We start from the raw sequence: 25,584 nt of genomic DNA on the forward strand, positions 1-25,584 counted from the left end.
AGTCAGTTCCATTATGAAACTTACTGTCTTCTGGCGCTGGTGGGTCGCCGGCACGACCAGTCACCTCGGCTCGGCGGTCGGCGGGGTGGCCCTGCCGCTGACCGCGCTGACCGTGCTGGACGCGTCGGCCTTCGAGATGGGTCTGATCACGGCGGCCGGCTATCTCGCGTACCTTTTGATCAGCCTGCCGGCGGGGGTGATCGTGCAGCGCGTGCCGCTGCGCGGCATGCAGGTCGCCCTGGATCTGATCCGGGCCCTCGCCATCGCGTCCGTCCCCCTGGCCTGGTGGTTCGACGCCCTGACGGTGGCCCAGCTGGTCGCGGTCGCCTTGGTCGTGAGCTTCGCCAACGTGCTGTTCGACGTGGCGAACCAGACCTTCCTGCCGGAGATCGTGCCGGCCACGCAGCTGCAGGCGCGCAACAGCCTCAACTCCGGCACGCATGCCGCCACCCAGCTGGGCGGGCCGTCCCTGGGCGGACTCGCGGTGCAGCTGCTGGGTGCGGTGCCGACGCTGTTCGTGGACGCCGTCAGCTATCTGATCTCCGCCGTGCTGCTGCGCACCCTTCCGGCCCGGCGGGTGCAGCGACCGGCCGAGCGGCCACCGATGGTCACGATGATCCGCGAGGGCTGGCACTTCGTGCTCCGACACCCGATCATCGGGCCGGCTATGTGGGACGCCACCGCGACGAACTTCGTCTGCGGCGCGATGCTGGCCCTCTTCCCGTACTACCTGGTGCGCGAGCTGCACGCGTCGCCGCTCATGGTCGGGCTGCTGCTCGCCGCCGACGGCCTCGGCACGCTCATCGGCGCCGCGCTGACAACCCGGTTCACCGATCGGGTCGGCACCGCACGCGGCCTGATCGTCGCGGCCTTCGTCGGCGTGGCCGGCGCGCTTATCATCCCGCTGGGCACAGGCACCGCCGCCTACCTCGCCTTCGCCGCCGGCAACCTCATCTTCGCCGGCTCCACGGTGGTGCTCAGCGTGACCACCCGCACTTACCGGATGCTCGCCAGCCCGCCAGACCTCCTGTCGCGGGTGATCGCCACGGTCAAGTTCGTCTCCTGGGGCGCCATCCCGCTCGGCGGCCTGCTCGCCGGCATCCTGGCCGGGTTGATCGGTGCCCGCACCACTCTGCTGATCTTCGGGGCGCTCACCGTGCTGTCCCCGATCATCTATCTGTCGACCCCGATCCGCCGGCTGCGCGACCTGCCGCTCGACGCCCCGAAACCCGCCGAAGCCCGGGTGTGAACCGCGCAACAGAACGGGCGGACCGCCGCAGCGACCCGCTCGTTCTTACGACTGGACTCAGAAGTCCATGTCACCGCCGCCCGGGGCACCGGCCGGAGCTGGGCTCTTCTTGGGCGCCAGTGGCCAAGGGCATTCGCATCCCCTCCGCTTCGAGCCGACGCTCAAGCATGCCGAAAGCGTCGCTCACGCCCCTTGGCGCCAGCCAGATGCCAGTGCATTTTCACCGGCAGATCTGCGCACGCGATCAAGGACCCGGGTCATACGGACCGTGACGACGGTTTGGCGGCCGACGCGCGTGCTCGGCGGCACGTCTGACGCGGCCGCCGTACGCCACGGCGCGGTCACCTCCCGGCTTCGCGGGCGTTCGGATTGGCGTCACCGTGCGCCGGACTCGAACCTCCCTTCAGTGCCCGTTCCCTGTTCCGCCACGTGTCGATACGCACCGGCCGATGATGACCGACCCGCGCACCGCACGCCAGGTCAACCACTCAACGTGGCCGGGGACTGGGAACCCAGGCCGGGGCAGACACGTCGGAGGACGCATGACAGGTAGCAGCGTCCACGCACGCCGTCGAACGGACGCCATCGGCGTTCCCCGAGTCATGACTCCAGCGCGGGTCATGGGACTGGCCCTGGTCGTCAGCCTGGCCCTGCTCTGCGGCTGTACGGCGGAGCGGGTCCCCGCGCCACCACGTGACCGGGGAGTGCCGGCCGGCGGGTTCCGGCTCGTCGCGTTCGACTCCTGCGCGGAGGCGCTGCAGCAGCTCAAGACGGCTGCCAAGGCGTATGTCGGGCCCTGGGGGTTTGGGCCGAACGGGGGCATCCGTACCTTCGACAATGGGGAACAGGCCGGGGCGCCGGCCGCAGCGAAGCGGGCGGATGCGGGGCCCGGGGGCAACGCGCCAGCTCCGGGCGACATGGCGGCCGGGGCTGCCGCCCCCAGCTACTCGGGGACCAACACGCACGAGGCCGGGGTCGACGAACCGGACCTGGTCAAGACGGACGGCAAGCGGATCGTCACCGTCCACCGCGGCAAGCTTTACGTCATCGACCCGGCCACCCGCCAGCTGACCGGGGAACTGAAACTGGCACCCGGTGCCGACGGGTTCGGCGGGGCTGAAGACAGCCTGCTGCTACAGGGTGACCGGGCGCTGGTGCTGCTCCGCGAGAGGTGGGCCGGGATTGCGAAACCCGCCGTCCCGCAGGGAGGCGGGCGCCCCGCTCCGGACGGGGGCTTTGCCCCGGTGCCGGACGACATCGTCGGTCCCCGGCTGGTCATGGTCGACCTCTCCGGCGCGCCGAAGGTCATCGGCGAATACCGAATCGACGGCAATCTGGTGGACGCGCGCCAGGTGGGCATGACGGTCCGCGTCGTGGTCCGCTCCGCCCCGCGGCTGAACTTGCCGTACCGGGAACAGGCCACCGACGAGCAGCGCACCGCCGCAAACCGCGAGATCATCGACAACGCCACCGCCGACGACTGGCTGCCCCGGTACGAGGTCACCTCCGGCGGACGAACCAGCACCGGACGGGTCGGCTGCGACCGGGTGAGACGGCCGGCCAGCTACTCCGGCACGTCGCTGGTGACCGTGCTCAGCTTCGACCTCGGTGTGGCCACGCTCGGCGCCGGCGACCCGGTCACCGTGATCGCCGACGGCGACACCGTCTACAGCAACGGACCCCGGCTGTACGTCGCCAACGACCAGCGCTGGCGCGTGCTGCCGATGCTGACCACGCGGAACGTCGCACCCGATCCCAAGGACGAGACCACCGAGATCTACCAGTTCGACACCTCGGGGGCGGACGCCCCGCGGTACGTCGCCGCCGCGTCCGTACCGGGATGGCTGATCAACCAGTACGCCATGTCGGAGTGGGACGGGCACCTGCGAGTGGCCACCACCAGTGGCCGGACCTGGGGCAATAAGCCCGACTCGACGTCCAGCGTGTACGTCCTGCGCGCCGACGGCAGAAGCCTGACCCAGGTCGGCAAGGTCACCGGACTGGGCAAGGGGGAACGGATTCACGCCGTACGGTTCGTCGGCGGCACCGGGTACGTCGTCACCTTCCGGCAGACCGACCCGCTCTACACCGTCGATCTGCGTGATCCGACGGCGCCGAAGGTGAGCGGCGAACTGAAGATCAACGGGTATTCGGCGTACCTGCACCCGGCCGGCGAAGGACGGCTGCTCGGTGTCGGGCAAGAGGCGTCCGACCGGGGCCGTGTCCAGGGCACCCAGCTTTCGCTCTTCGACGTCTCCGATCCGACCAAGCCGACCCGGATCGCCCAGTATCACGTCAAGCAGGGGCACTCCGAGGCGGAGTTCGACCCGCACGCGTTCCTCTACTGGCCGGCCGAACGCCTGGTAGTGGTCCCACTGACCGTCTACGGCACGGGCGCCGTGAGCAGCCCTGGTGCGGTGAACGACAAGAAAGTCGCGGGCAGCCCGGGCCTGCCGACCAACGTGGCCGTGGCTCTGCGGGTCGGAGACGGCGGGTTCACCGAGGTCGGCACGGTCGACCACACGCTGCGCACGGGGCGTCCCGAGCATCTGGCGCCGATCCGCCGGTCACTGGTGGTCGACGGAGTGCTCTGGACCGTCTCCGACGCCGGCCTCAAGGCGACCAGCCTCTCCACCATGAAGACCCTCGGCTGGCTGCGTACGGCGTGACCCGCATGGTGGTGTCCGGGGTGGGCCGCCGCCCCGGACACCACGCCGAACCCGGCGAGGGGTGCTCAGGACTGCAGAAGCGCCGGTGCCTGGGGTCGGAGGTCGTCAGCGGGGCAGCGACCGTGGTTCAACCGGGTCGTCACCAACCGTCTGACCGGTCCGCTGGCCGGGTGGCTGCCCGGCTTCGGCGTCATCATCCACCGGGCCCGCCGCTCCGGTCGCGAGTACCGCACGCCGATCAACATCTTGCGGACGTCCGACGGTTACGTCGCCGCCCTGACCCACGGGCTCACCGACTGGGCGAGGAGCGTGCTGGCGGCCGGCGCCTCTGAGCTGGAGGTCCGCGGCCGGCGAGCGCCCCTCACGAGTCCCCGCCTCGTGCACGACCCCACCCGGTGGGACATGACACAGCGGCAGATGTCGGCGCGGCAGGGTTGTGATCGCGTGCTCCGGGCGGAAGGCAGGACACCTGCGGCGGCAGCGAGCGTTGAGCGTCTGTAGTAGACGCCAGCGTGTCAGCGATTGAGGGAGTCGAACCGGATCACGCGGTCGGCATTTCGGCAGGTCGACGCGCGGCGTTCGTTCCGATCACGGCGAGGGCGAAGACGCCCGGGCCGAGGTGGAAGACGTTGTCCACCGGACCGAGCGGGACCGCCAGGTGCGAGTCGAGGAAGAGCCCTTCGATGAACCACCCGACTACGCAGAGGACCAGGTAGATCAGCCCGATACCCCAGGTGTAGATCCTGGCCGGGAGCTCTTTCGGTGCCACCCAGCCGGTGTAGATCGCGGCGAGGGCCGAGGCAAGGTGCAGTGTGCTGTGCAACCAGTCGTGGGCCAGCGTCTCTGGTTTCCTATGTGATCCTCATCGAGCCGGACATCCCGCCTGTACCGCCGTCCCGGTGGGTGATGGGGGTGGCGTGTACGTGGCGGTGGAAGCCGCGGCCGAGGATTGCCCCGCGGACCCGGTGGGGGTGTCGCGGGGCGGTGGTGGGAACCGTGTGCGGCACCTGGCGGACCGTCCTTGGCGGGTTGGTCTCCTGGGGTGTCCGTCCCGCCGGACGCTTGCCGGCAGATCGCAAGGGGGCGTCTGTCGGGGCGGGAACCTGCCGTCGCAAGGGCAGCAGGCGTGCAGTTTTGGCACCTGTAGGTCGGGTCTGCTTGCGGGTGGGTGCGGTCTTGCATCGGTCCCGCACCGGCCTGGTCGTCGCGGCTGGGGTTGGTCGACGTGTGCGCTGACGGACTGGTGTGTCGGTGGCTGTGCGGATCGCGGCGTTGCCGCTGCGGTCGCGGCGGGTTTTGGTCTGGTTGGCCAGACCTCGGGCGGCGATGCGCTCCGCGGCGGCGTGGTCGCGGTCCAGTGACAGGCCACACGAGCAAATCGCCCACCGGTACCCGGCCACGCGCCCCTGTGGGGTTTTGACGTGCGTGACCGCAGCGCCGCAGCGGGGACAGCCCGACGACGTGCCACGCGCCGGAACAGTCACGACTGCGGTACCGGCTTGCGCGGCGAGGTGAGCGACGGCGGTGAACACCGTGCCGCGCACCGCACCGGACAGTCGCCGGTTGAGGCTGCGTGACCGGCCACCCGCCTCGAGCGTGGCGAGGTTCTCGACGTAGATGACGGTGGCGCCGACCGCGGTCGCGTGGTCGACCAGCCACCGCGCCGCCGACCAGGCAAGCGCGTGGTTGAGATGCCGGATCCGGGCGCACACCGCCGCATGCTCAGCCTCCAAGCAGGCAAGCTTGCCGGTCAGGGCCGGGTCGGCGGGGGCGTCGGCGGGCCGGCCGTCACGCAGCCGGGACAGGTGGTCGGCTTTGGTTTTGAGGTGTTCGCGGTGGCGGCGTAGTCGCACCAGTCTCGCCGACACGCCGGTCGCGTCGAACCGCAACGGACGCCCGTCCACCACGACGGAGCCGTCCTGGTCGAGGTCGGCCACGGTGGCGGTCAGCAGGGTGTTCACCCCCCAGTCGACACCCAGCCCACGCGTGTGCCCGTCCACCGGCGGCGGCGTGTGGGGGGTCTGCCAGGGCAGGTCGACCCGAACCCTGCCGTCGCGGGGCCGCAACGTCGGGCTGCACACCTTCACCCCGGCAGGCACGGCGGCCGGCAGCACCACCTCGAAGGCATGCCACACCCAGTCGCGGTATGAGGCCGGCGCCGCACATGTCGGAAGCTGCGACCACACCCGCATCATGCGGTCGTCGACCCGGTCGACGACGACCTGTTGCCGATCGGCAGCGGCCAGGCTCACCTGCCGCGCCACAACCGGCGGACCCTCCAACTCACACAACCCCGCCGGCAGCCGCCCATGCACGCCCACGTATGCGGTGATCTGCCGGGTGCGGTTGCGGATCGTCGCGTTATCGGTGCCTTCGGGTAGCGCCGCCCGCAACGCCGACCATTCCTCACCGGTCCGGGCGACCGGATCGGCCGGCCACGTCGCGAGCAGCGCGGCAACCACCGCACGACGGTGACATCCCAGCCGCAGAGCGCGGGCGGCTTCCTCCTCGGCGATGCGACGAACCCGGTCCGACACCACCACACCCGCCGCCGCCACCGCACCCCAACCGAGCCGCCGCAACGCCATCCACCCACTGGCCGGCAGACGCCTCCCATCAGCGCCGACCCCACCGGCAAGCACCGCAAGATCAGCATCCGACCAATGCACAGCGATCACCTGATCGGCCATCCCCCGCACCAGGTCCGCCAGCCACCCCACCCGTTCGGCAAACACCCGCGCCACAGGCCTCTGAGCTCCGGGCACGTCGGGCTTACCGCCGCACACCGCCCGGTACGCGGTGCACGTCGCGGTCGACGTCAACCACGCGCCAGCCACTGCCCCACACCCCTACCCGCAGCTACCAACAGTCGATGCTTCACCATACGGGACCGGATCCCGCAGATCCGGCCGGCGAACATGGCCACCAGCGACCGGAAATACCACATAGGATCGCCAAGCCAACCAGCCAGCAGTGGCACACCCTCCATCAGTCAGCTTGGCGACGACGGGATACGCCGTGAAGAGGAGGAACACGACCGCCGCGATGCGGCTGTATCGCCGATAGGTCACAGCATGAGGGTACGCGGGCTCACGCTGTCGCGCGATCGCGAGCGATGGCGGCGAAAGCGGCTGCCTGTACCAGGGTGAGCAGGCCCGTTCCGACCGCCCACCACGCGCCGACGTCGCCGAAGACCGAAGCCAGTAGGAGGCCCACGCCGAGCCCGAGGGCGAAGGTCAGGCACGCCGTGACGCGCTTGCCTGATCCGCGCAGCACGGCCCGGCCGCGCCACAGGTAGCTCCACGGCCCGAGCGCCCCGACCAGCAACGCGGTCGCGCCGATGAGGTCGAGCGTGCCCGGACCATGGGCCGCACTGAACGTGATGAGTCGATCCTGGTCGGGCGCGGCGATCGCGGCTACTCCGGCCGATGACCAGAACAGCCACCACACCGCAACCGGCAGCCAACGCACGACCGGCGACAATACCGGGTGGCGGCCGAGCGGTGATCGGCGGCCTCCTTCGCCTGGCCGGCCGACCTATGTGGGGAGGGGCGTGCACACGGACTCGTCTTCGGCCCGTCGCATTGACGCCGCGGCGCCGGACCTGGACCTTGTGAACGTCGGTACCGTGAGGTCTCAGGTCTCGTTCCGGCCTGTGAGAAAGGGTCTGCGATGCGGTCAAGAGACAACGACGTGGTACGCCATGACCTGATCCTGCGGGAGTTCGCCCGGCAGGCTGGCACCTTCGAGGACGCGCGCCTCAACGGCGCCTTCACCAGACATCTTCAGCGCCTCGTCGACTTCGCGGGGCCGGACCCCGAGGACGTCTGCCTGGACGTCGCCTGCGGCACCGGACTGGTCGCCCGCGCGCTCGCCGTGCGCACCCGGCACGTGACCGCGCTTGACGCCACTCCCGAGATGCTGGAGACGGGCAAGGCGCGGGCCGACGCCGAAGGCATGTCCAACGTGGTGTTCCAGCGGGGCGACGCGGCGCGACTGCCCTTCCTCGACGGTTCGTTCTCGCTCGTGATCTCCAGGTTCTCGCTGCACCACGTGGCCGAGCCGGACAAGGTCGCGGCCGAGATGGTCCGGGTGTGCCGCGCCGGCGGGCGGGTGGTGGTTGCCGACATGGTGATCAAGCCGGAGCTGCCCGGCGACCCCGACCGGGTGGAGCGGCTGCGCGACCCGTCCCACGGCGCGATGCTCGGTGCCGAGGCCATCGTCCGGCTGCTCACGTCGGCCGGGGCAGCGGTCGAGACGTCCGACGTCTTCGACGTCGAGCGTCCGCTTCGTCCCTGGCTCGAGCAGGCCGGTACGGCTGGCGACGTCGCTCGTCAGATCGAGCAGGAGCTGTCCGAAGAGCTCTCCGGCGCCGATCCGACCGGCATGCGCCCGCTCACTGTGGACGACGAGCTCTGGTTCACCCAGACGTGGGCACACATCTCCGTGACCGTGCCGTCATGACCGGCCGCGCCGTGGCCGCGTTCACCCGCCGGCGAGCAGCTTCTTCTGCACCTTGCCCATCGCGTTGCGAGGTAGTTGCTCGATCAGATGGACCTGTCGCGGGCGTTTGTGCGCGGAGATCCGACCGGCCACGAACTCGATGAGCTGCGCCTCGGTCACCGCGTCGGCGACCACGTAGGCGACCACCTGTTGCCCGAGGTCGGGGTGGGGCGCGCCGATCACCGCGGCCTCCCGGACCGCGGGGTGGGCGAGCAGCGCATTCTCCACCTCGCCCGCGCCGATCCGGTACCCGCCACTTTTGATCATGTCGATGGAGGCGCGGCCGATGATCCGGTGCCACCCGTCGGGGTCGATGGTGGCGACGTCCCCGGTGCGGAACCAGCCGTCGGAAGTGAACGACTCCCGGTTGGCCTCCGGCCGGTTGAGGTACCCGCTGAACATCATCGGCCCACGTATCTGGAGTTCGCCCGGGGACTCACCGTCGGGCGCGACCGGGGTGCCGTCCTCGCCGACCAGCCTGCTCTCCACCCCGGCAAGTCGCGTGCCGACGAACCCGGGCCGGCGCTCTCCGTCCGCGCGACTGCTGACGGTGATCAGCGTTTCGGTCATCCCGTAGCGCTCGACGGGCGGTTGTCCGGTGAGCTCGGCGAGCTGCTCGAAGACGGGCAGGGGCAGCGGTGCGCTGCCGGAGACCAGCAGCCGGGCCGACGACAGGGCTCGGGCGGCGGACGGATCGGCGCAGACCCTCGACCACACGGTCGGGACGCCGAAGTACAGGGTTCCGGCGGCGGCGGCGTAGGCGTCCGGCCTGGGTCGGCCGGTGTGGGCCAGCCGGGACCCGACCCGGAGTGCTCCCAGGACACCGAGTACGAGGCCGTGCACGTGGAACAGGGGGAGACCGTGCACCAACAGATCGTCGGGAGTCCACGACCATGCGTCCGCGAGCGCGTCCAGGTCGGCGGCGATCGCCTGCCGCGGGATGAGGGCTCCCTTCGGTGCTCCCGTGGTGCCGGAGGTGTAGAGGATCAGCGCGGTGCTCTCCGGCGCGGGTTCGGGACAGCTGGTGGCCGAGCGCGCACTCAGGTCGACAGCGGCGACGGGGACCCGCACCTCCGCCAGCGGCGCGGTGCCCTCGCTGGTCGGGGGGACGAGCAACAGCGAGGCGGCGGAGTCCCGCAGCACGTAGTCCCGCTCGGCGGGACCGGAGTCCGGCGGCACCGGCACGACGGGTACCCCGGCGAGCAGGCCGGCCACGACCGCCACCACGGTCTCCATGCTGGCGGTCGCCCAGATCGCCACCGCGTCGCTGCCGGCGATGCGGTCGGCGAGGGCGGTGGCGGCGGACAACACCGCTTCCCGGGACGCCCGCTGGTCCCCGACCCGGATCGCGTCCGCGTCGTCACCGAACGCGCCGGACAAGGCCGGCAGCAGCAGGGATTCGCTCCCGTGTCGCATCGTGGTCATTGTCCCGTCCATGTCGTCGGCTGCTTGGCGGTGAAGGCCTGGACGGCGGCCCGGAAGTCGTCGCTGCCATAGACCCGGGAGACGATGTCGTCACCGTCGGCGCGGCCCCTGCGTAGCCGTCGGATCGCCTCCTTCGTCGCCCACATGGTCAGCGGGGCATGCCCGGCCAGGCGGTCGACGGTCTGCTGGACGGCCGCGTCGAGATCCTCCGTGGACTCGGCCACGAACCCGGCCGCGTGCGCCTCCCGACCGGAGTAGAACGTCGCGTTGAGCAGCAGATCCAGGGTACGGGCCGGCCCGAGGTGGTGCAGCAGCAGCGCATAGGTGGGCATCGACAGGCAGTTACCCAGGGTCCTGGCGATGGGAATCCCGAACCGCGCGTCGGGTGTGGCGAGTCGTAGGTCGCACACGGCGGCGATCGCCAGGCCCGCACCGACGCAGTATCCGCGGATGGCCGCGACCGTCGGTACGTTGACATCCTCCAGCCGGTCCAGCACCCGCGTGATCTTCTTCTCGTATTCGACCCCGTCGGCGCCGCCGGTGAAGTCCGCGAACTGTCTGATGTCGGTGCCGGCGACGAAGGCGTCCTCGCCCGCCCCGCGCAGCACCAGCACCCGCACGTCGTCGTCCGCGTCGGCCCGTTCACACGCCTGGTACAGGCCGTCGTACATCGCCCACGTCATCGCGTTGCGCTGCCGGGGTCGGTTGAAGGTCACGGCGAGGGCCGGGCCCTGCTGTTCCACCAGGACCTCGGAGCGGGAATCGGGCGACGAGGGCATGGCCTACCTCCTGGTCGTCGTTGTCGCGGCGGAGCTCGTGGTCGTGGCGCCGCCCACGTCGGCGGCCAGGGCGGCACCGGAGGCGACGAGGTGATCGATCTCCGCCGCGCCGCAACCGGCGGCGAGCAGCACCTCCCGGGTGTCGGCGCCGAGGACGGGGCCCGCGCCCGCGCGCTGGACCGGGGTCTCGGACATGCGCATCGGCGAGCCGAGTTGGCGCACCGACCCGAGGGTCGGGTGCGGGGCGTCCCAGAAGAAGCCGCGGGCCGCAAGGTGCTCGTCGGTGAAGACCTCGCCGTAGTCGGCGATCGGGGCGCACGGCACGCCGGCCTTGTTGAGCCGCTCGATGATCTCCGCCGTGCTCATTGTGCTCGTCACGGTCTCGATGCTCTCGATCAGCTCCGCGCGGTTCTCCAGCCGGGAGAACGCGTCCGCGTAGCGCGGGTCCGCGAGCAGCCGGGTCAGCCCGAGGGCCTCACAGAACGCCTGCCAGTTGCGCGGGGTGGTGGCGCCGATCGTCACGTAGCCGTCGCTGCTGTGCACCGCCTGGTACGGAGCGTTGCTCTGGTGCGCCGAGCCCATCGGGCCGCCCACCTCGCCGGTCGCGAAGTACTTTCCCGCCTCCCAGACGGCGAAGGACACTCCGGCCTCGAACAGCGAAACGTCGATGTGCTGCCCCGCTCCGGAGCGGTCCCGCTCCCTGAGCGCGGCGGTGACCGCGAGCGCCAGGTAGAGGCCGCAGACCAGGTCGCAGATCGGCACGCCCACCTTCGCCGGTGGACCGCCGGGGTGGCCGGTGATGCTCATCAGCCCGCTCCGCGCCTGCGCCATGATGTCCAACCCCGGCAGATTCGCGAGCGGCCCGTCCTGCCCCCAGCCTGAGGCGGAGGCGTACACCAGGCGGGGGTTGATCTCCCGCAGGTCCTGGTAACCGAGACCGAGACGGCGCATGGCGCCGGGACGGAGGTTCTCGACGAGGACGTCGGCCCGCTCGACCAGTCGGAGGAACGCCGACCGCGCATCCGGCGACTTGAGGTCCAGGGCGACCGAGCGCTTGTTGCGGTTGATGCGCACGAACGGCGAGCTCTCGGTCCCGAGGAACGGACCGGTCTGGCGTACCGGGTCACCGCCGGTCGAGTGCTCGACCTTGATGACGTTCGCACCGAGGTCGGCGAGTTGCAGGGCGGCGAACGGCGCCGCCATGAACGCCCCGATCTCCAACACGGTCACTCCGGTCAGGGGCGGCGTGCGTTCGTTGGTCATCGACCTGCCTCCGGGGTGATCGGCGCCGGTACGTGATCGCGGGACAACCCGTGCCGCACGGGGGAGCACAGGGTGTTCGGATGGGAAAGCTACCGGTAGAGTTTAACCGTTGTCTACAGAAGACAAGCCCGTAGTTAGGAGTTCCGATGGCGGAGCGGACGACGGTGACGAGGCCGGACGGGACGGCCCGCCGGATAGCGCACCCGCCGAGCCTGGCGCGGCTCGCCGCGGACGCCGTGCGGAAGATGATCCTCACGGGCGAGTTGCAGCCGGGTGACCGCGTGGTGGAGAACCAGCTCACCCACCAGCTCGGGGTGTCCCGGCCGCCGTTGCGCGAGGCGTTGCGCGTGCTGGAGCAGGAGGGCCTGCTCGTCCAGCAGCCCCGGCGCGGGGTGATCGTCGTCCCGATCACCCTGCACGACGTCTACGAGATCTTCACGCTCCGCGATCAGCTTGAGCGGATGGCGGTCGAGCTCGGCGTACCCGTGCGATCGCCGGATCGTCTCGAGCGCTGCCGGGCGGCGCTACGTGACCTGGAGGATGCCGCCCGGGCCGGCGACGCCGCGACCGTCACGGATCGCGCGTTCGACTTCCATCTGGCCGTGGTGGGATTGGCCGGCCACCGCAGGCTCGAGGAGTCCTACCGCTCCCTGTCTCTGCAGATGCGGCTCTGCATGGGCATGAACCAGCGGGCCAGGGTGGCCGGCGAGGGGCTGTGGGGAATTGTCGAACGGCACCGCGCGATCCTGGAGACCCTGGAGCGCGGGGACCCGCAGGAGGCCCTCGAGGTGCTCACCGACCATGGGCAGCACACCTTCGTCCTCGAACTCGGCCACTCACTCGACGGCCGCTCGGCCGAGGCGGAGGCCTGGCTGGAACGGCTCGGCCGTTCCCGCTCCGACACCGCACCGTAGACCTGGAGGCCCCGATCGTGAGCACGCAACCGCTCGTCGTCGACCTCGGCGACCGCAGGCCGGAGATCGACCCCGCGGCATGGGCGGCCCCGGGCTGCACGATCATCGGCTCCGTACGGCTGGCGGCCGGTGCCAGCGTCTGGTACGGCTGCGTGCTGCGCGCCGACACCGCGGACATCAGCATCGGCGCCGGCAGCAACATCCAGGACGGGTGCGTCGTGCACGCCGATCCGGGCTTTCCGACGGTCGTGGGTTCGGGGGTCTCCGTCGGGCACCGCGCCGTGCTGCACGGCTGCACGATCGAGGACGACGTCCTGATCGGCATGGGAGCCGTGGTCCTCAACGGCGCACGGATCGGTTCCGGCTCGCTGGTCGCCGCCGGCGCGGTCGTGCTGGAGGGGGCGGTGGTTCCGCCCGGCTCGCTCGTTGCCGGGCTGCCCGCCCGGGTGCGGCGTGACCTCACGGCGGAGGAACGCGCGAGCATCGTGCGCGACGCCGAGGGGTACGCGGATCGCGCCCGTGCGCACGCCGCAGCGATGTCCCTGCTCTGACGAGCACGCCGGGCGGGTCAGCCGGCGATGCGATCCGCTGTCGCGGTACGCGGGACGCTGAGTTCGTCGGCCAGGTCCGCGGCGGCCTGACGCAGCAGCGGCACGGCCCGCTCGACCACGTCGGGCGTCATGCGTGGCGCCGGCCCGGAGACCGAGACGGCGAGCCGGTTCGAGGTGCCGAGCACCGGTACGGCGACACAGCGCACGCCGATTTCCTGCTCGCCGTCGTCCATGGCGTAGCCCTGGGCCCGTACCCGGTCGATCTCCTCGGCGAACCGGCGTGGTTCGGTGATGGTGTGCTCGGTCTGGGCCGGCATGCCGGTGCGCTCGAGGAGCGTATGCACGTCGCTCGGCGGCAGGTGGGCGAGCAGGGCCTTCCCCACGGCGGTGCAGTGCGGATAGACGCGCCGTCCGACCTCGGTGAACATCCGCATCGACTGCCGGGACTGGACCTGCGCCACGTACACGACGCGGTCACCGTCCAGCATCGCGAGGTTCGCGCTCTCGCCGAGGGCGTCGACGAGCCGGGACAGGTACGGCCGGGACCAGGTGCCCAGCAGGTGGCTCGCGCTGTCGCCGAGCCGGATCAGGCGGGGACCCAGGGAGTACTGCCGGGACGGCTCCTGCCGGACGTAGCCGAGGTCGACCAGGGTACGGATCAGCCGGTGAATGGTGGGCAGCGCGAGCCCGGACTCCTGGGCGAGCCGGGACAGTCCGATCACGCCACCGGCGTCCGCCATTATCTCGAGCAGCTCGAAAGCTCTTTCCAGCGACTGGACGCCACCGGGCACCCGACCTCTCGGCTGCGTGCCGTCGGCAGCCAGGTCCGGGGTCGACTCGGTCACTCAGATCCTCCTTCTGCCCGGATGCGCCTGGGAGGGTCACCGGTCACGCCGCGCTATTTCCGCATCGCAGAAGTCTATCCGGCGCGACCGGGGACCCTCCGCGCGGCTCTCCACTTGACTTCCGTAGAGCGGAAATTATTATCCACAATGATGAAAGGGCGCGGATCGGCGCCCGGCGGGGTGCCACTGGAGGTGGCACCGGCGTCCATGCGTCGGCTCTTGCCGCGCCGAAGACTTCGGCCAGATGGCCGCGGGAGACAGGAGAAGGTGATCCGGATGCCCGAGATCGACGTGACCGGCGGCCCGGTGGCGCGCGGCGAGGAGATTCTCACCCCCGAGGCGCTGGCCTTCGTCGCCGAGCTGCAGGAGCGGTTCGCCGGCCGCCGCGACGAGTTGCTCGACCTGCGCCGCCAGCGCCGGGCCGCGGTCGCCCGCAGCCACCGGTTCGATTTCCTGCCCGAGACGCGGGAGGTGCGGGAGGCCGGGTGGACCGTCGCTCCCGCCCCCGACGACCTGCGGGACCGCCGGGTGGAGATCACCGGACCGACCGAGCGCAAGATGACGATCAACGCCCTCAACTCCGGCGCCCGGGTCTGGCTCGCCGATCTCGAGGACGCGAACACGCCCCACTGGGGCAACGTCGTGGGCGGGCAGCTCAACCTGTACGACGCAGTGCGCCGGACGATCTCCTTCGCCTCCCCGGACGGCCGCGAGTACGCGCTGCGCGAGGACGGGCGGCTCGCGACGATCGTGGTGCGACCGCGCGGCTGGCACTTCGACGAGACCCAGCTGCTCGTCGACGGCAGGCCGGTCGTGGGCGCCCTGGTCGACTTCGGCCTGTACTTCTTCCACAACGCCGAGGAACTCCTGCGCCGGGGCAGTGGCCCGTACTTCTACCTGCCCAAGATGGAGAGCCACCTCGAGGCGCGGCTGTGGAACGAGGTGTTCACCTTCGCGCAGCAGCGGCTCGGCATCGCCCACGGCACGATCCGCGCGACCGTGCTGATCGAGACGATGCCGGCGGCGTTCGAGATGGAGGAGATCCTCTACGAGCTGCGGGAGCACGCGTCGGGCCTCAACGCCGGCCGGTGGGACTACCTGTTCAGCATCATCAAGTACTTCCGCGACTCCGGCGCCGACTTCGTGCTGCCGGACCGGAACTCGGTGACGATGACCGCCCCCTTCATGCGCGCCTACACCGAACTGCTGGTGCGCACCTGCCACAAGCACGGGGCGTTCGCGATCGGCGGGATGGCGGCCTTCATCTCCAGCCGACGTGATCCGCAGGTCAACCAGGTGGCGCTGGCGAAGGTCCGCGAGGACAAGGAGCGGGAGGCCGGGGACGGCTTCGACGGTTCGTGGGTCGCGCACCCCGACCTGGTGCCCGTCTGCCAGGAGGTGTTCGACCGGGTGCTCGGCGACCGGCCGAACCAGCTCGACCGGCTGCGCGAGGAGGTCTCGATCACCGCGGACCAGCTGCTCGACGTGCGAAGCACCCCCGGCGCCGTCACCGAGGCCGGGCTGCGCAACAACATCAGCGTCGCGCTGCAGTACCTCGCCTCGTGGCTGGCCGGCAACGGCGCGGTGGCCATCAACAACCTGATGGAGGACGCGGCGACCGCCGAGATCGCCCGCTCGCAGATCTGGCAGTGGGTGCACAACCACGTCGAGCTCGACACCGGTACGACCGTCACCGGCGAGCTGGTCGAGCGCATCCTCGACGAGGAGCTGGCCACGATCCGCGACGCCCTGGGGAAGGAGCAGTTCGACGAGGAGCGGTTCGCCCAGGCCCGGCAGCTGGTCCTCGAGGTCGCTCTGGCCGACGACTACGCCGACTTCCTCACCCTTCCCGCGTACCAGGTTTCCTCCCAGAAGTGAGCACGTGCAGCTGAACCCCGGCGGGGCTGCGACAGCAGCGCCGCCGGGGGCGGCCGCGCACCGGGGGCACCGGCTGCCGATCGTCAGCCCGCGGCCAACGACTGGCGGACCAGCTCGAGTGGATGCCAGGCGACCCGCTGCGTGCCGTGCCGTATCTGCTGGCGGCAGGACACGCCCGTGGCAGCCACCACGGTGTCGGGTGACTCCGCCCGAACGGCCGGGAAGAGCCGGTCGTTGCCCACCGCCATCGACAGCTCGTAGTGCTCGGACTCGAACCCGAACGAACCCGCCATCCCGCAGCATCCGGCGTCCAGCTCGACCACCTCGACGCCGGGGATGCGGCGCAGCAACGCCACGGTGGCGGCCGTACCGACCTCGGCCTTCTGGTGGCAATGCCCGTGGTAGAGGATGCGTCGGCCGGACAGCTCCGACTCGGCGAGCCGCAGCCGGCCGGAGTCGATGGCCTCGACCAGCAGTTCCTCGACCTGACGCACCCGGCCGGAGACATCCCGCACGTCGGGGTCGTCGGGAAGCAGTTGCCGGTGTTCGTCGCGCAGGGTCAGGATGCACGAGGGCTCGCACCCGACGATCGGAGATCCGGGCGCCGACGAGCGCACCAGCCTGCTGGCCAGCGACCCCGCCATTCTTCTGGCGTCGTCGAGCAGGCCCTTGGAGAAGCTGGCCCGACCGCAACATCCCCCGCTCTCCAGCCGGACCGTCCAGCCGGCGGCTTCCAGCAGCTCCACCGCTGCCCGGCCGATTCCCGGCTCCGTGAAGGTGGTGAACGAGTCGGCGAGCAGGGTCACCTCGCCCAGCGGCGCCGTCCCGTCCACCGGGCGGGCGTGGCGGCGGAACCAGCGGACGAGGTTTCGCCGCTGGAAGGCGGGCAACGGACGGTGCGGCGTGATGCCGGCCGCTCGGTCCATCAGCCCGCGCAGCGGCCGGACACGGCCGGGCAGGTTGGACAGCGGAGCCACGGCCGAGCCGAGGCGGTTGAGCAGCCGGATGGCGCCGAAGAGCCGCGAGCGCAGCGGTACGCCGTGAACGTCGTGGTGATGTGCGAGGGCCTCGGCCTTGAGCGACGCCATGTCCACCCCGAGCGGACACTCGCTCTTGCACGCCTTGCACATCAGGCACAGGTCGAGGATCTCGTGCAGCCGCTCGTCACCGAGCGCCGCCGCGGGGTCCGGCTCGGAGAGCGCCTTGACCAGCGCGTTCGCCCGTCCCCGGGTGGCGTGCTCCTCCTGCCGGGTCGCCATGTACGACGGACACATGGCACCGGTCGCGCTCTTGCGGCACAGCCCGATGTTCATGCACCGGTCCGCGGCCCCCCGCATGCCCCCGACAACGTCGAAGGTCAACCGCGTCCGGATCGGCGGCGCCGGGGGGAGCGCGGCGTCACGCAGGTTCTCGGTCATCGACGGCGCGTCGACGATCTTGCCCGGGTTCATGAGATTCTCCGGGTCGAAGATGCGCTTGACGGTTCGCATCGCCTCGTACAGCTCTTCGCCGAAGATCTCCCGGTTGAACTCGCTGCGGGCCAGGCCGTCGCCGTGCTCGCTGGAGTTGACCCCGCCGTACTCCCGGACAAGATCCTTGATCTCCTCCGCGACCGCGCGCATCGCGCGGACCTGCTCGGGTCTGCTGACGTCCACGAACGGCCGGATGTGCAGGCAACCGACCGAGCAGTGCCCGTAGAAGCCGGCCTCGAGGCCGTGCCGGTCGAGTACCTCCCGGAAGTGTCTGGTGTAGTCGGCGAGGTGTTTCGGGTCGACCGCGGTGTCCTCGACGAACGCGAGCGGACGCCGGGTCCCGCTGCCGGCGGCCATCAGCAGGCCGAGGCTGGACTTGCGTACCTTGAGCAGCGGTGCCTGCTGCTGCGGCGTCTCGGCGCGCAGCGTGTGGTACCCGTGGCCGTGCCTGCTCCACAGCGCGGCCAGGCGATCGAGCTGACCGACGAGTTGGCGCTCGTCGTCCCCGCTGAAGGAGACGAAGAGCAGCGCCTCCGGGTCGCCTTCGAGGGTTCGCCCGAGGTCGGCGTACTCGATCTTCTGTCGGGACAGGTCGAGGATGGTGCGGTCCATCATCTCGACGGCCGCCGGGTCGCAGGCCAGGGCGTCCTCGGTCGCCTCGATGGCGCCGAGGACCGACGTGAAGTGGCCGACCGCGATCACCGTCCGGCGCGGCTTGGGCACGAGGTCCACGAGGGCCTCGGTCGCGATCACGAGGGTTCCCTCCGACCCGACGACGAACGGGGCGAGGTTGAACGACGGGTCGCCGGCGAGCCGGTCCAGGCGGTAGCCGCAGGCCCGTCGCCAGTACGCCGGGAAGTCCGTCGAGATGACGCTCGCGTACGTCTCCAGCAGGTGCGGCAACTGCCGGTAGAGGCTCCCCTCAAGCGTCTGCAGGGCGGCGCGACGGGTCCGCTCCGCCGGATCCAGCGGGGCGAAGCGGGCCCGGGAGGCGTCGGCGAGCACGACGTCGAGTTCGCGGATGTGATCGATCGTCATCCCGTAGCGGACGGACCCGCTACCGGCGGAGTTGTTGCCGAGCATCCCACCGATGGTGGCGCGGTTGCTGGTGGACGTGTCCGGGCCGAACATCAGGCCGTGCGCGGCGGCCGCTCCGTTGAGCTGGTCCTGCACGACCCCGGGTTGCACCCGCGCCACCCGGGCGTCCGCGTCGATGTCCAGGATGCGGTGCATGTGCCGGGACAGGTCGAGCACCAGGCCGGGGCCGATCGTCTGCCCGGCGAGGCTCGTGCCACCGCCGCGCGGCACCACCGGTACGCCGTACCTCCCGGCCAGTGAGACGGCCGCCGCGACGTCGTCCGCGTGTCGCGGGAACACCACGCCGATCGGTTGGATCGCGTACATGCTCGCGTCCCGGGAGAACAGGTGGCGGGTGTACGCATCGAAGCCGGTCTCGCCATCGAGGGCACGCTCGAGGTCCCGCGCAAGGTCCCTGCCGAGCTCCTCGACGTCCCTGCCGAGACGGTTCTGACTGATGGTCAAGGCCCTGTCCTCTCTGAAGTCCGTGTCGCCCGACTCAGGGACGTTGCAGGCGGTCGAGAGCCGCGTTGATCCCGGTGGTGTCGATCGGAATCCCGGCGGCGACGAGGCCCAGCTGGACGCCGGCGAGGGTGCCCGCGAGCATCAGATCGTTGAAGTCACCCAGATGGCCGATCCGGAAGATCCGTCCGGCGAGCTTGCCGAGACCGGCGCCCAGCGACATGTTGTACCGGTCCAGGATGACGGCACGGATCTTGTCGGCGTCGTACCCGTCGGGGACGATCACGGCGGTCAGCGACCCCGAATGCTCGCGCTCGTCCGCGCAGAGCACCTCGAGGCCCCAGCCGCGGACCGCCAGTCGGGTCGCCTCGGCGTGCCGCTGGTGACGGGCGTACACGTTGGCCAGGCCTTCCTCGTCGAGCATGCGCAGCGCCTCCCGCAGCCCGTAGAGCAGGTTGGTGGCCGGCGTGTAGGGGAAGAATCCGCGCCTGTTGGCCTCGATGATCGGCTGCCAGTCCCAGAACGACCGGTGCAGCCGCGCGCTCTTCGACGCTTCCAGTGCCTTCTGGCTGACCGCGTTGAAGCTGAGCCCGGGCGGCAGCATCAGGCCCTTCTGGGAGCCGGCCACCGTGACGTCGACGCCCCACGCGTCGTGCTGGTACTCGATGGATCCCAGGGACGAGATGGTGTCGACGAGCAGCAGTGCCGGGTGGCCGGTCGAGTCGATCGCCTTCCGCACCTCGGCGACCCGGCTCGTCACGCCGGTCGAGGTCTCGTTGTGCACGACGAGGACGGCCTTGATGCGATGGCCGGTGTCGTCGCGCAGCTTGTCGGCGACCGTCTGCGGGTCGACGCCGTGCCGCCAGTCGCCGGGCACGAAGTCGACCTCGAGGTCGAGTCTGCGCGCCATCTCCTGCCACAACGTCGCGAAGTGGCCCGTCTCGAAGCACACCACCCGGTCCCCGGGACTGAGCGTGTTGACCAGGGCAGCCTCCCAGGCACCGGTGCCCGACGCCGGATAGATGACGACGGGCTGGGTGGTGCCGAAGACCGGCTTGACGGCCTCGAGCACCTCCAGTGCGAGCTCGGCGAACCGGGGGCCGCGGTGGTCGATGGTGGGCGCGGCCATGGCGCGCAGCACCCGGTCCGGCGTGTTGGTGGGGCCCGGGATCTGGAGGAAGTGACGGCCGGTGGGGGTCATACCGAGGCTGCCTCTCAGGTAACAAAGTCCGCCATGCGGAAGTCGTCTACCGCATGACGGAGACCGTATCAACGAACAGCCGGGAGAGCGCAAGCATCCGACCGTCCTGCGGACGCCGCGGTCTGTCCCGGCTGGACGGTTCGCGGGCCGGCCGGTCGGTGGTCTTGACGGTCGATGTGATGTGGCACATACTCCCGAGAACGAAATTTAGTTTTCGCATTGCGGAAACAGGACCGTGTTATGCGATCCGTGCCGCGGCGGGTGCAGCCCCAGCTCCCGCCACTGGTACGCGTCCGTCCAGATGTCGCCTCCGCTCGTCCAAGCGGGACGGACCTCTGCCAGCTCGAGTCCGAGGGAGGCAGACGGCGCACCGCCGGAAGAAGACCGAGTTGCCGGCTGGCACGGCTCTTGCCCCACCAACCCGCTGACCTCCGACCCCTCACCCGGGAGGCTCCCATGTCGGTAGAGCTCGTCTCGATCCTCGTCCTAGCCCTCATATTCCTGATAGCCACGGTCCGACCGGTGAACCTCGGCGCGCTCGCGATCGTCGCCGCCTTCATCGTCGGCATCTCCGTCCTCGACGGGGCGGACCTCGGCGAGAAGACCGATGCCGTCTTCGCCGGCTTCCCCGGCGATCTGTTCGTCATCCTCGTCGGCGTCACGTACCTGTTCGCCATCGCGAAGGCCAACGGCACGGTCGACTGGCTCATCCAGACCGCGGTCCGACTGGTCGGCGGCCGGGTCGGCCTGATCCCGTGGATCATGTTCCTGGTGACCGCCTGCCTCACCGCGATCGGGGCCGTGGTCCCGGCGGCGGTGGCGATCATCGCCCCGATCGGCCTGGGCTTCGCGAGGCGGTACAAGATCAACCCCCTCATGATGGGCCTGCTGATCATCAACGGGGCCAGTGCCGGCGGCTTCTCGCCGATCAGCATCTTCGGCAGCATCACCAACGGGGTGGTCGAGAAGGCGGGCCTGCCGGGCAACCCGACGCTGCTCTTCCTGGCCTCGTTCCTCGTCAACCTCGCCATCAGCCTCGTCGCGTACTTCATGTGGGGCGGCCGCGAACTGCTCACCCGCCGGGCCCTCGACACCGGCACCGGCACGATCGACCAAGCCGATCTGGTCAGCGCCACCCCCACCGGTACGACGAGGGACCGGCGCGCGGAGCCGGCCACCGACCCCGCCACGGAGGGAGCCTCGGACTCCGGCGTCAGCCTCGCCAACGAAGGCGCCGCCGGCGCCCGTCCGGCTGGCGGCACCGTCGCGGTCAGCGCGGCCCCTTCGCCCGTGCCCGCCCAGGCGACCAGGTCGTCCGGGGGAGCCGCCACCACCACGACCGTGCCGGCCGAGGCGGAGGCGCCGCTCCAGCTGGACCGGGACCGCATCATGACGGTGGTCGGGCTGTTGGGCCTCGCCGTCGCCGCGCTCTTCTTCGACCTCAACGTCGGCATGGTCGCCGTCACCGTGGCCGCGATCCTCACCCTGCTCTCACCGGAGTCGGCCAAGAACGCCGTCAACCACGTCGCCTGGCCCACCGTGCTGCTCGTCTGCGGCATCGTCATGTACGTCGGCGTCATGCAGAGCATCGGCACGATCGACTGGCTCGGTAAGGAGGTCGCCACCATCGGCGCCCCGTTGATGGCCGCGCTCGTCATCTGCTTCATCGGCGGTGCGGTGTCCGCGTTCGCCTCGACGACCGGCATCCTCGGCGCCCTGATTCCGCTCGCCGTACCGTTCCTGACCGGCAACAACGCCGTCGGGGCGGTCGGGCTGATCACCGCTCTGGCGCTCTCGTCGTCCATCGTCGACTCGAGCCCGTACTCGACGAGCGGTGCCCTCACCGTCGCCAACGCGAACGAGGAACAGCGGGACTACGTGTACAAGGGCCTCATGCGCTGGGGCTTCAGCATGGTGGTGATCATCCCCATCGTCACCTGGCTCATCTTCGTCGTGCCCGGCTGGCTCTGATCCGCACCCGGCACACTCGGCAATCTGCCGACGGCTGACCTGACGGGGCAGCGGGGAGGGACGGGCGGTCCATCCCTCCCCGCTCCCCGTCGCCGACCGAGGGCGGTGGAAGCCGGCCGCCGCAGAACCGACAGAGGACGCGACGTGTACGACGAGCAACTGGTGAGGGCCTTCGTCGAGGCGAGACTGAACGGCGTTGCCAGCCCCGGCGCGACCGCCGCCACTCACGAGGTCCACGAGGCACTGGGCCTGCAGTTGGCCGTCCTCGACCGGCTGGTGGCCGCAGGCGAGCGACTGGCCGGCTGGAAGGTGGGACTCACCTCCGGCCCGCGTCGGGATGTGATGGGGAAGGGCTTCCGGCCGTTCGGTTATCTCCTGGAGAGCCGTACGCTCGGCTCGGGGGACGTGCTCGGGCATGACCGGATCAGGTCGTGCTACCTGGAGCCGGAGCTGTGCCTCGTGCTGGGCGCGCCGTTGCGCGGCGACCACCTCGATCCGGCAGCCGCGAGGTCCGCCGTGCGGGCGGTCGCGCCGGCGTTCGAACTGAACGAACGCCGGCTGAGTGCGCAGGCGGACGACCCGACCACCATTGCCGACGGCCTGGGCAACTGGGGCATCGTGGTCGGCCCGGAGGCGCCCGTGCGGTCCGCCCTCACCGGGACCACGGTCGAACTGCGGCACGAGGACGCCCTGGTCGCCACCCGGACCCCCGGTGATGCCATGGACGACCCGTTCCTGTCACTGTCGCGCCTCTGCGCGCTGCTGCACCGGTACGGCCGCGGGCTCGAAGCCGGCCAACGGGTGATCACGGGATCGTTCTGCAACCAGAGCGTGCAGGGTCCGGGCACCTGGCGTGCCGTCTTTTCGAACATCGGAGACGTGACAGTGCGGTTCGCATGACCCGTCGATCGTGCAACGCTCCACGCCGCGGCCGGTGCACGCGTTAGGCGAGAGACCCAGCGGTACGTCATCCACCTGCCGGTCGTCGCGAATGGCGCTGAAGTCACGCGCAGGCGAGTGGGCGGCCATCGTCGGCCGCTGGCAAAACTGCTGCAGCGATCGAAGTGTCGGCCGATGCTTCGATGGGCCTTTCGGGGAAGATAGTAGCCATGGTGTTACCCAGACGGTTGGCGCGGTTCAACCGGGTCGTCACCAACCGCGTGACCGGTCCGCTGGCCGGGCGGTTGCCCGGCTTCGGCGTCATCATCCATCGGGGCCGCCGCTCCGGTCGCGAGTACCGGACGCCGATCAACATCTTCCGGACGTCCGACGGTTACGTCGCCGCGCTGACCTACGGGGTCACCGACTGGGCGAGAAACGTGCTGGCGGCCGGCGGCTGTGAGCTGGAGATCCGCGGCCGGCGAGTGCCCCTCACCGATCCCCGCGTCGTGCACGACCCCACCCGCCGGGACATGCCGCCGGTCGTCCGCCAGCTCGTCGGGATGATCGGCGTGACGGACTTCCTCCATCTCCGCACCGTGCCCCATGCCGACCACGTCAACTAGGGCCTGTCCTGCTCACAGATCCGTAGGAGCATTCGATGTCCGCGCGGGACTCGGCTCGCCTCGCCGCCGGGTCTTGGCCAGCGCTCCCCACAATGGCTGGCGGGCCGCTGGTTCGCGCAGTCGGGCGGCCGGGCTCAGCGAGCGACAGTGATCCGTCGGCGCGAGGCGTGCACTTGTCGGCATACGATGGGATCACCTCGGGAACCGGGACAGTTGTGTCCCGAGGTCGGCTGCCATCGGACACGGAGGAGATCATCATCAGCGCCGAGCCGGGCATCCCAAACCTCGCCGAGTTGCGCGAGGAAATCGAACGAGATCGGGTTCTGCTCGGATCGCTGCCCCAGGGAGCCGACGAATATCGGCGGCTTCGGCGAAAGATCACCCGCAACACGGCGAAGCTGCATGAGTACGAAGAACTCGGTGACCGGCGTCGCGTCGAAGTCGGGTACACGGGACTGCTTTTCGTCCTGGTCGGCGGCATCGTCACCTGCGCCGGCTGGGGCTCATGGTGGGTTCTACTCGGGTTCGGCATGCTTTTGCTCGGGGTCTATTGGGCCGATCGGCTACGGCCTAGTCGCGACAGCCGGCTGATCCGCGGCTGATCTCTGAGGAGGGTCGGGGTTCGGGGCGGAGCCCCGAGGGCTTCAAAGGTTCTTGTCGTCCGTCAGCGTGGCCGGCCGGCCCGGCCGATGCCGGCCGGAGGTCGCCAGCAGGCCGGGGCCGGGCCGGCGCGGCCCGCTTGCGGGCCGCCTTGATGATCTGACCTTCCACGATCTGCGGCACACCGGGCAGACCCTGGCCGCGCAGACAGGGGCGACCCTGGCCGACCTGATGAAGCGACTCGGGCACTCGTCCATGGCGGCGGCTCGCCGGTACCTGCACGCCGTCGACGGGCGCGACCGTGAGATCGCCAAAGCCCTGTCGGAGCTCGCCGCGCACGGTGATGTCGCGCGACTGCGCCGGCACATCACCATGCGCGGCTAGCGGCGGAGCAACGCAAACGATCCCGCCGCAGTCACCAGAAACAGCAGTGACACCGCGAACAGGGCGACTCCAACCGGATAGGGCATGGGGATGAGAAAGGGTGCCTGTTGGACAACGAGGCCCGCACCGATCATGGCCTGAGCGCTGCCCATGCGCACGGGCTGGGAACGCTGGCTCGGCGTCAGGCGTGCCAACCGAATCCAGGCTGCGGGAAACCGTCGTGACGTGGCCACACGCACGCCTAGTACAACCGAGGCGAGGCCGAGGACCACGGCCACAAGGCTCAAAGCGATCATGACCGGGTCCCCGTCATCCAGGCTCATGCGCCCATGATCGAAGGGGTGTCAAAGGTCGCAGTCGCACGACGGTTGCACGGCGGCCTCGGGCAGCACTCTGACCTGCGGAAATGTGGGTGCCTGAAAATCGGAAGGTCGGCGGTTCGACCCCGCCCCTGGCCACATAGCCTTTCGCCGGGCTACAGGAGCGCCGACCAGCGGAAACGCGGTCGGCGCTCTGCTTTGTGCGCCGAAAGTCCGTCTGTCCGGTCTGACCCTCGCTGACCCCGGAATCCCGCCGACGAAGGGATGTTGCTGCCCGACGACCCGGAACGCGAGCATCGCTTGAACACCTGGGGCTATTCGATACCGGACGGACGGCTAGATGTTGCGGCGGTGGTCGCAGGGCTTCAGTTCGTTCACCACGAACTCCGGCAACGGGCAGCGACACCGTGCCGACCGGGCACGGGCCGGTGGGCGGCGGCAGGGTGAGTCGCACCGGGCCGGGGGCGGCCGGCGCCGCCGACGCGCGGCCGGCGAGGCCGATCGGCGCGGCGACCC

Annotated in this window: 21 protein-coding genes; 11 read left to right on the forward strand and 10 right to left on the reverse strand. The window is 70.4% G+C overall.

Going from position 1 to position 25,584, the window contains the following annotated elements:
* Positions 1 to 13 precede the first annotated feature (13 nt).
* Together EV384_RS20195 and EV384_RS20200 are read left to right on the forward strand one after the other, a co-directional pair.
* Positions 14 to 1,249 carry an MFS transporter gene (locus EV384_RS20195; RefSeq protein WP_130335578.1) on the forward strand — a complete coding sequence of 412 codons (1,236 nt, stop codon included), beginning with the start codon at positions 14 to 16 and terminating at the stop codon, positions 1,247 to 1,249.
* Positions 1,250 to 1,869: 620 nt separating this feature from the next.
* Positions 1,870 to 3,918 (forward strand): beta-propeller domain-containing protein, encoded by a 2,049-nt coding sequence (locus EV384_RS20200; protein WP_242624172.1) that lies wholly within the window; start codon positions 1,870 to 1,872, stop codon positions 3,916 to 3,918.
* Between the two features lie 541 nt (positions 3,919 to 4,459).
* On the opposite strand, the gene EV384_RS20205 is transcribed toward EV384_RS20200, so the two are convergent.
* The 3 genes from EV384_RS20205 to EV384_RS20215 form a co-directional block, all read right to left on the reverse strand.
* Positions 4,460 to 4,741: a DUF4383 domain-containing protein gene (locus tag EV384_RS20205; RefSeq protein WP_165439996.1), complete on the reverse strand. Its 282-nt coding sequence runs from the start codon at positions 4,739 to 4,741 to the stop codon at positions 4,460 to 4,462.
* A gap of 28 nt (positions 4,742 to 4,769) precedes the next feature.
* Complete coding sequence (locus tag EV384_RS20210) at positions 4,770 to 6,608, reverse strand: zinc ribbon domain-containing protein (protein WP_130335582.1); 1,839 nt, start codon at positions 6,606 to 6,608, stop codon at positions 4,770 to 4,772.
* A gap of 400 nt (positions 6,609 to 7,008) precedes the next feature.
* Positions 7,009 to 7,389: a hypothetical protein gene (locus tag EV384_RS20215; RefSeq protein ID WP_130335584.1), complete on the reverse strand. Its 381-nt coding sequence runs from the start codon at positions 7,387 to 7,389 to the stop codon at positions 7,009 to 7,011.
* Between the two features lie 201 nt (positions 7,390 to 7,590).
* On the opposite strand from EV384_RS20215, the gene EV384_RS20220 reads away from it, so the two are divergent.
* Positions 7,591 to 8,382, forward strand: a complete 792-nt coding sequence (locus EV384_RS20220) for a class I SAM-dependent methyltransferase (RefSeq protein ID WP_130335586.1) — start codon at positions 7,591 to 7,593, stop codon at positions 8,380 to 8,382.
* Between the two features lie 21 nt (positions 8,383 to 8,403).
* On the opposite strand, the gene EV384_RS20225 is transcribed toward EV384_RS20220, so the two are convergent.
* Genes EV384_RS20225 through EV384_RS20235 form a run of 3 tightly spaced genes read right to left on the reverse strand, consistent with a single transcriptional unit; the run spans position 8,404 to position 11,888 of the window.
* A complete protein-coding gene (locus EV384_RS20225) occupies positions 8,404 to 9,837 on the reverse strand; it encodes an acyl-CoA synthetase (protein WP_130335588.1) in 1,434 nt (477 codons plus the stop codon).
* Positions 9,838 to 9,842: 5 nt separating this feature from the next.
* On the reverse strand, positions 9,843 to 10,625 hold the full coding sequence (locus EV384_RS20230) for an enoyl-CoA hydratase/isomerase family protein (RefSeq protein ID WP_130335590.1): 783 nt from the start codon (positions 10,623 to 10,625) through the stop codon (positions 9,843 to 9,845).
* Positions 10,626 to 10,628: 3 nt separating this feature from the next.
* Entirely contained in the window at positions 10,629 to 11,888 is a 1,260-nt protein-coding gene (locus EV384_RS20235) for a CaiB/BaiF CoA transferase family protein (protein ID WP_130335592.1), read from the reverse strand.
* Between the two features lie 146 nt (positions 11,889 to 12,034).
* On the opposite strand from EV384_RS20235, the gene EV384_RS20240 reads away from it, so the two are divergent.
* Positions 12,035 to 12,802 carry a GntR family transcriptional regulator gene (locus tag EV384_RS20240; RefSeq protein WP_130335594.1) on the forward strand — a complete coding sequence of 256 codons (768 nt, stop codon included), beginning with the start codon at positions 12,035 to 12,037 and terminating at the stop codon, positions 12,800 to 12,802.
* A gap of 17 nt (positions 12,803 to 12,819) precedes the next feature.
* Entirely contained in the window at positions 12,820 to 13,353 is a 534-nt protein-coding gene (locus EV384_RS20245; protein ID WP_130335596.1) for a gamma carbonic anhydrase family protein, read from the forward strand.
* A 17-nt stretch (positions 13,354 to 13,370) separates the two neighbouring features.
* On the opposite strand, the gene EV384_RS20250 is transcribed toward EV384_RS20245, so the two are convergent.
* Positions 13,371 to 14,198, reverse strand: coding sequence for an IclR family transcriptional regulator (locus EV384_RS20250; RefSeq protein WP_278045615.1), 828 nt, complete (start codon positions 14,196 to 14,198; stop codon positions 13,371 to 13,373).
* 276 nt (positions 14,199 to 14,474) lie between these two features.
* Between EV384_RS20250 and aceB the strand changes: the two genes are divergently transcribed.
* Positions 14,475 to 16,076: a malate synthase A gene (gene aceB, locus EV384_RS20255; RefSeq protein ID WP_207232384.1), complete on the forward strand. Its 1,602-nt coding sequence runs from the start codon at positions 14,475 to 14,477 to the stop codon at positions 16,074 to 16,076.
* Between the two features lie 83 nt (positions 16,077 to 16,159).
* Here aceB and EV384_RS20260 read toward each other — a convergent pair whose 3' ends face one another.
* Positions 16,160 to 19,090, reverse strand: coding sequence for an FAD-binding and (Fe-S)-binding domain-containing protein (locus EV384_RS20260; RefSeq protein ID WP_207232385.1), 2,931 nt, complete (start codon positions 19,088 to 19,090; stop codon positions 16,160 to 16,162).
* A 34-nt stretch (positions 19,091 to 19,124) separates the two neighbouring features.
* On the reverse strand, positions 19,125 to 20,288 hold the full coding sequence (locus EV384_RS20265; protein WP_130335598.1) for a pyridoxal-phosphate-dependent aminotransferase family protein: 1,164 nt from the start codon (positions 20,286 to 20,288) through the stop codon (positions 19,125 to 19,127).
* Between the two features lie 456 nt (positions 20,289 to 20,744).
* Between EV384_RS20265 and EV384_RS20270 the strand changes: the two genes are divergently transcribed.
* The 5 genes from EV384_RS20270 (at position 20,745) to EV384_RS20290 (ending at position 24,748) form a co-directional block, all read left to right on the forward strand.
* Complete coding sequence (locus tag EV384_RS20270) at positions 20,745 to 22,259, forward strand: SLC13 family permease (protein ID WP_130335600.1); 1,515 nt, start codon at positions 20,745 to 20,747, stop codon at positions 22,257 to 22,259.
* Between the two features lie 105 nt (positions 22,260 to 22,364).
* Positions 22,365 to 23,159, forward strand: coding sequence for a 2-keto-4-pentenoate hydratase (locus EV384_RS20275; RefSeq protein WP_130335602.1), 795 nt, complete (start codon positions 22,365 to 22,367; stop codon positions 23,157 to 23,159).
* Between the two features lie 209 nt (positions 23,160 to 23,368).
* Positions 23,369 to 23,764 carry a nitroreductase family deazaflavin-dependent oxidoreductase gene (locus EV384_RS20280; RefSeq protein WP_130335604.1) on the forward strand — a complete coding sequence of 132 codons (396 nt, stop codon included), beginning with the start codon at positions 23,369 to 23,371 and terminating at the stop codon, positions 23,762 to 23,764.
* 215 nt (positions 23,765 to 23,979) lie between these two features.
* Positions 23,980 to 24,366 (forward strand): hypothetical protein, encoded by a 387-nt coding sequence (locus tag EV384_RS20285; RefSeq protein WP_130335606.1) that lies wholly within the window; start codon positions 23,980 to 23,982, stop codon positions 24,364 to 24,366.
* 67 nt (positions 24,367 to 24,433) lie between these two features.
* The gene (locus EV384_RS20290; RefSeq protein WP_130335608.1) at positions 24,434 to 24,748 is read left to right on the forward strand and encodes a tyrosine-type recombinase/integrase; all 315 of its coding nucleotides are present in this window, start codon (positions 24,434 to 24,436) and stop codon (positions 24,746 to 24,748) included.
* On the opposite strand, the gene EV384_RS20295 is transcribed toward EV384_RS20290, so the two are convergent.
* Complete coding sequence (locus tag EV384_RS20295; protein WP_130335610.1) at positions 24,745 to 25,071, reverse strand: hypothetical protein; 327 nt, start codon at positions 25,069 to 25,071, stop codon at positions 24,745 to 24,747. The genes EV384_RS20290 and EV384_RS20295 overlap by 4 nt on opposite strands.
* Positions 25,072 to 25,584: the final 513 nt, after the last annotated feature.

Origin of the sequence: Micromonospora kangleipakensis, assembly GCF_004217615.1 — a bacterium.
GTDB lineage: Bacteria > Actinomycetota > Actinomycetes > Mycobacteriales > Micromonosporaceae > Micromonospora > Micromonospora kangleipakensis.

Excerpts from the sequence above, each read along its gene's own strand:
- EV384_RS20195 (WP_130335578.1), top strand. The coding sequence starts at position 14 with ATGAAACTTACTGTCTTCTGGCGCTGGTGGGTCGCCGGCACGACCAGT.
- EV384_RS20200 (WP_242624172.1), top strand. The coding sequence starts at position 1,870 with ATGGGACTGGCCCTGGTCGTCAGCCTGGCCCTGCTCTGCGGCTGTACG.
- EV384_RS20210 (WP_130335582.1), bottom strand. The coding sequence starts at position 6,608 with ATGGCCGATCAGGTGATCGCTGTGCATTGGTCGGATGCTGATCTTGCG.
- EV384_RS20220 (WP_130335586.1), top strand. The coding sequence starts at position 7,591 with ATGCGGTCAAGAGACAACGACGTGGTACGCCATGACCTGATCCTGCGG.
- EV384_RS20225 (WP_130335588.1), bottom strand. The coding sequence starts at position 9,837 with ATGCGACACGGGAGCGAATCCCTGCTGCTGCCGGCCTTGTCCGGCGCG.
- EV384_RS20230 (WP_130335590.1), bottom strand. The coding sequence starts at position 10,625 with ATGCCCTCGTCGCCCGATTCCCGCTCCGAGGTCCTGGTGGAACAGCAG.
- EV384_RS20235 (WP_130335592.1), bottom strand. The coding sequence starts at position 11,888 with ATGACCAACGAACGCACGCCGCCCCTGACCGGAGTGACCGTGTTGGAG.
- EV384_RS20240 (WP_130335594.1), top strand. The coding sequence starts at position 12,035 with ATGGCGGAGCGGACGACGGTGACGAGGCCGGACGGGACGGCCCGCCGG.
- aceB (WP_207232384.1), top strand. The coding sequence starts at position 14,475 with ATGCCCGAGATCGACGTGACCGGCGGCCCGGTGGCGCGCGGCGAGGAG.
- EV384_RS20265 (WP_130335598.1), bottom strand. The coding sequence starts at position 20,288 with ATGACCCCCACCGGCCGTCACTTCCTCCAGATCCCGGGCCCCACCAAC.
- EV384_RS20270 (WP_130335600.1), top strand. The coding sequence starts at position 20,745 with ATGTCGGTAGAGCTCGTCTCGATCCTCGTCCTAGCCCTCATATTCCTG.
- EV384_RS20280 (WP_130335604.1), top strand. The coding sequence starts at position 23,369 with ATGGTGTTACCCAGACGGTTGGCGCGGTTCAACCGGGTCGTCACCAAC.
- EV384_RS20295 (WP_130335610.1), bottom strand. The coding sequence starts at position 25,071 with ATGAGCCTGGATGACGGGGACCCGGTCATGATCGCTTTGAGCCTTGTG.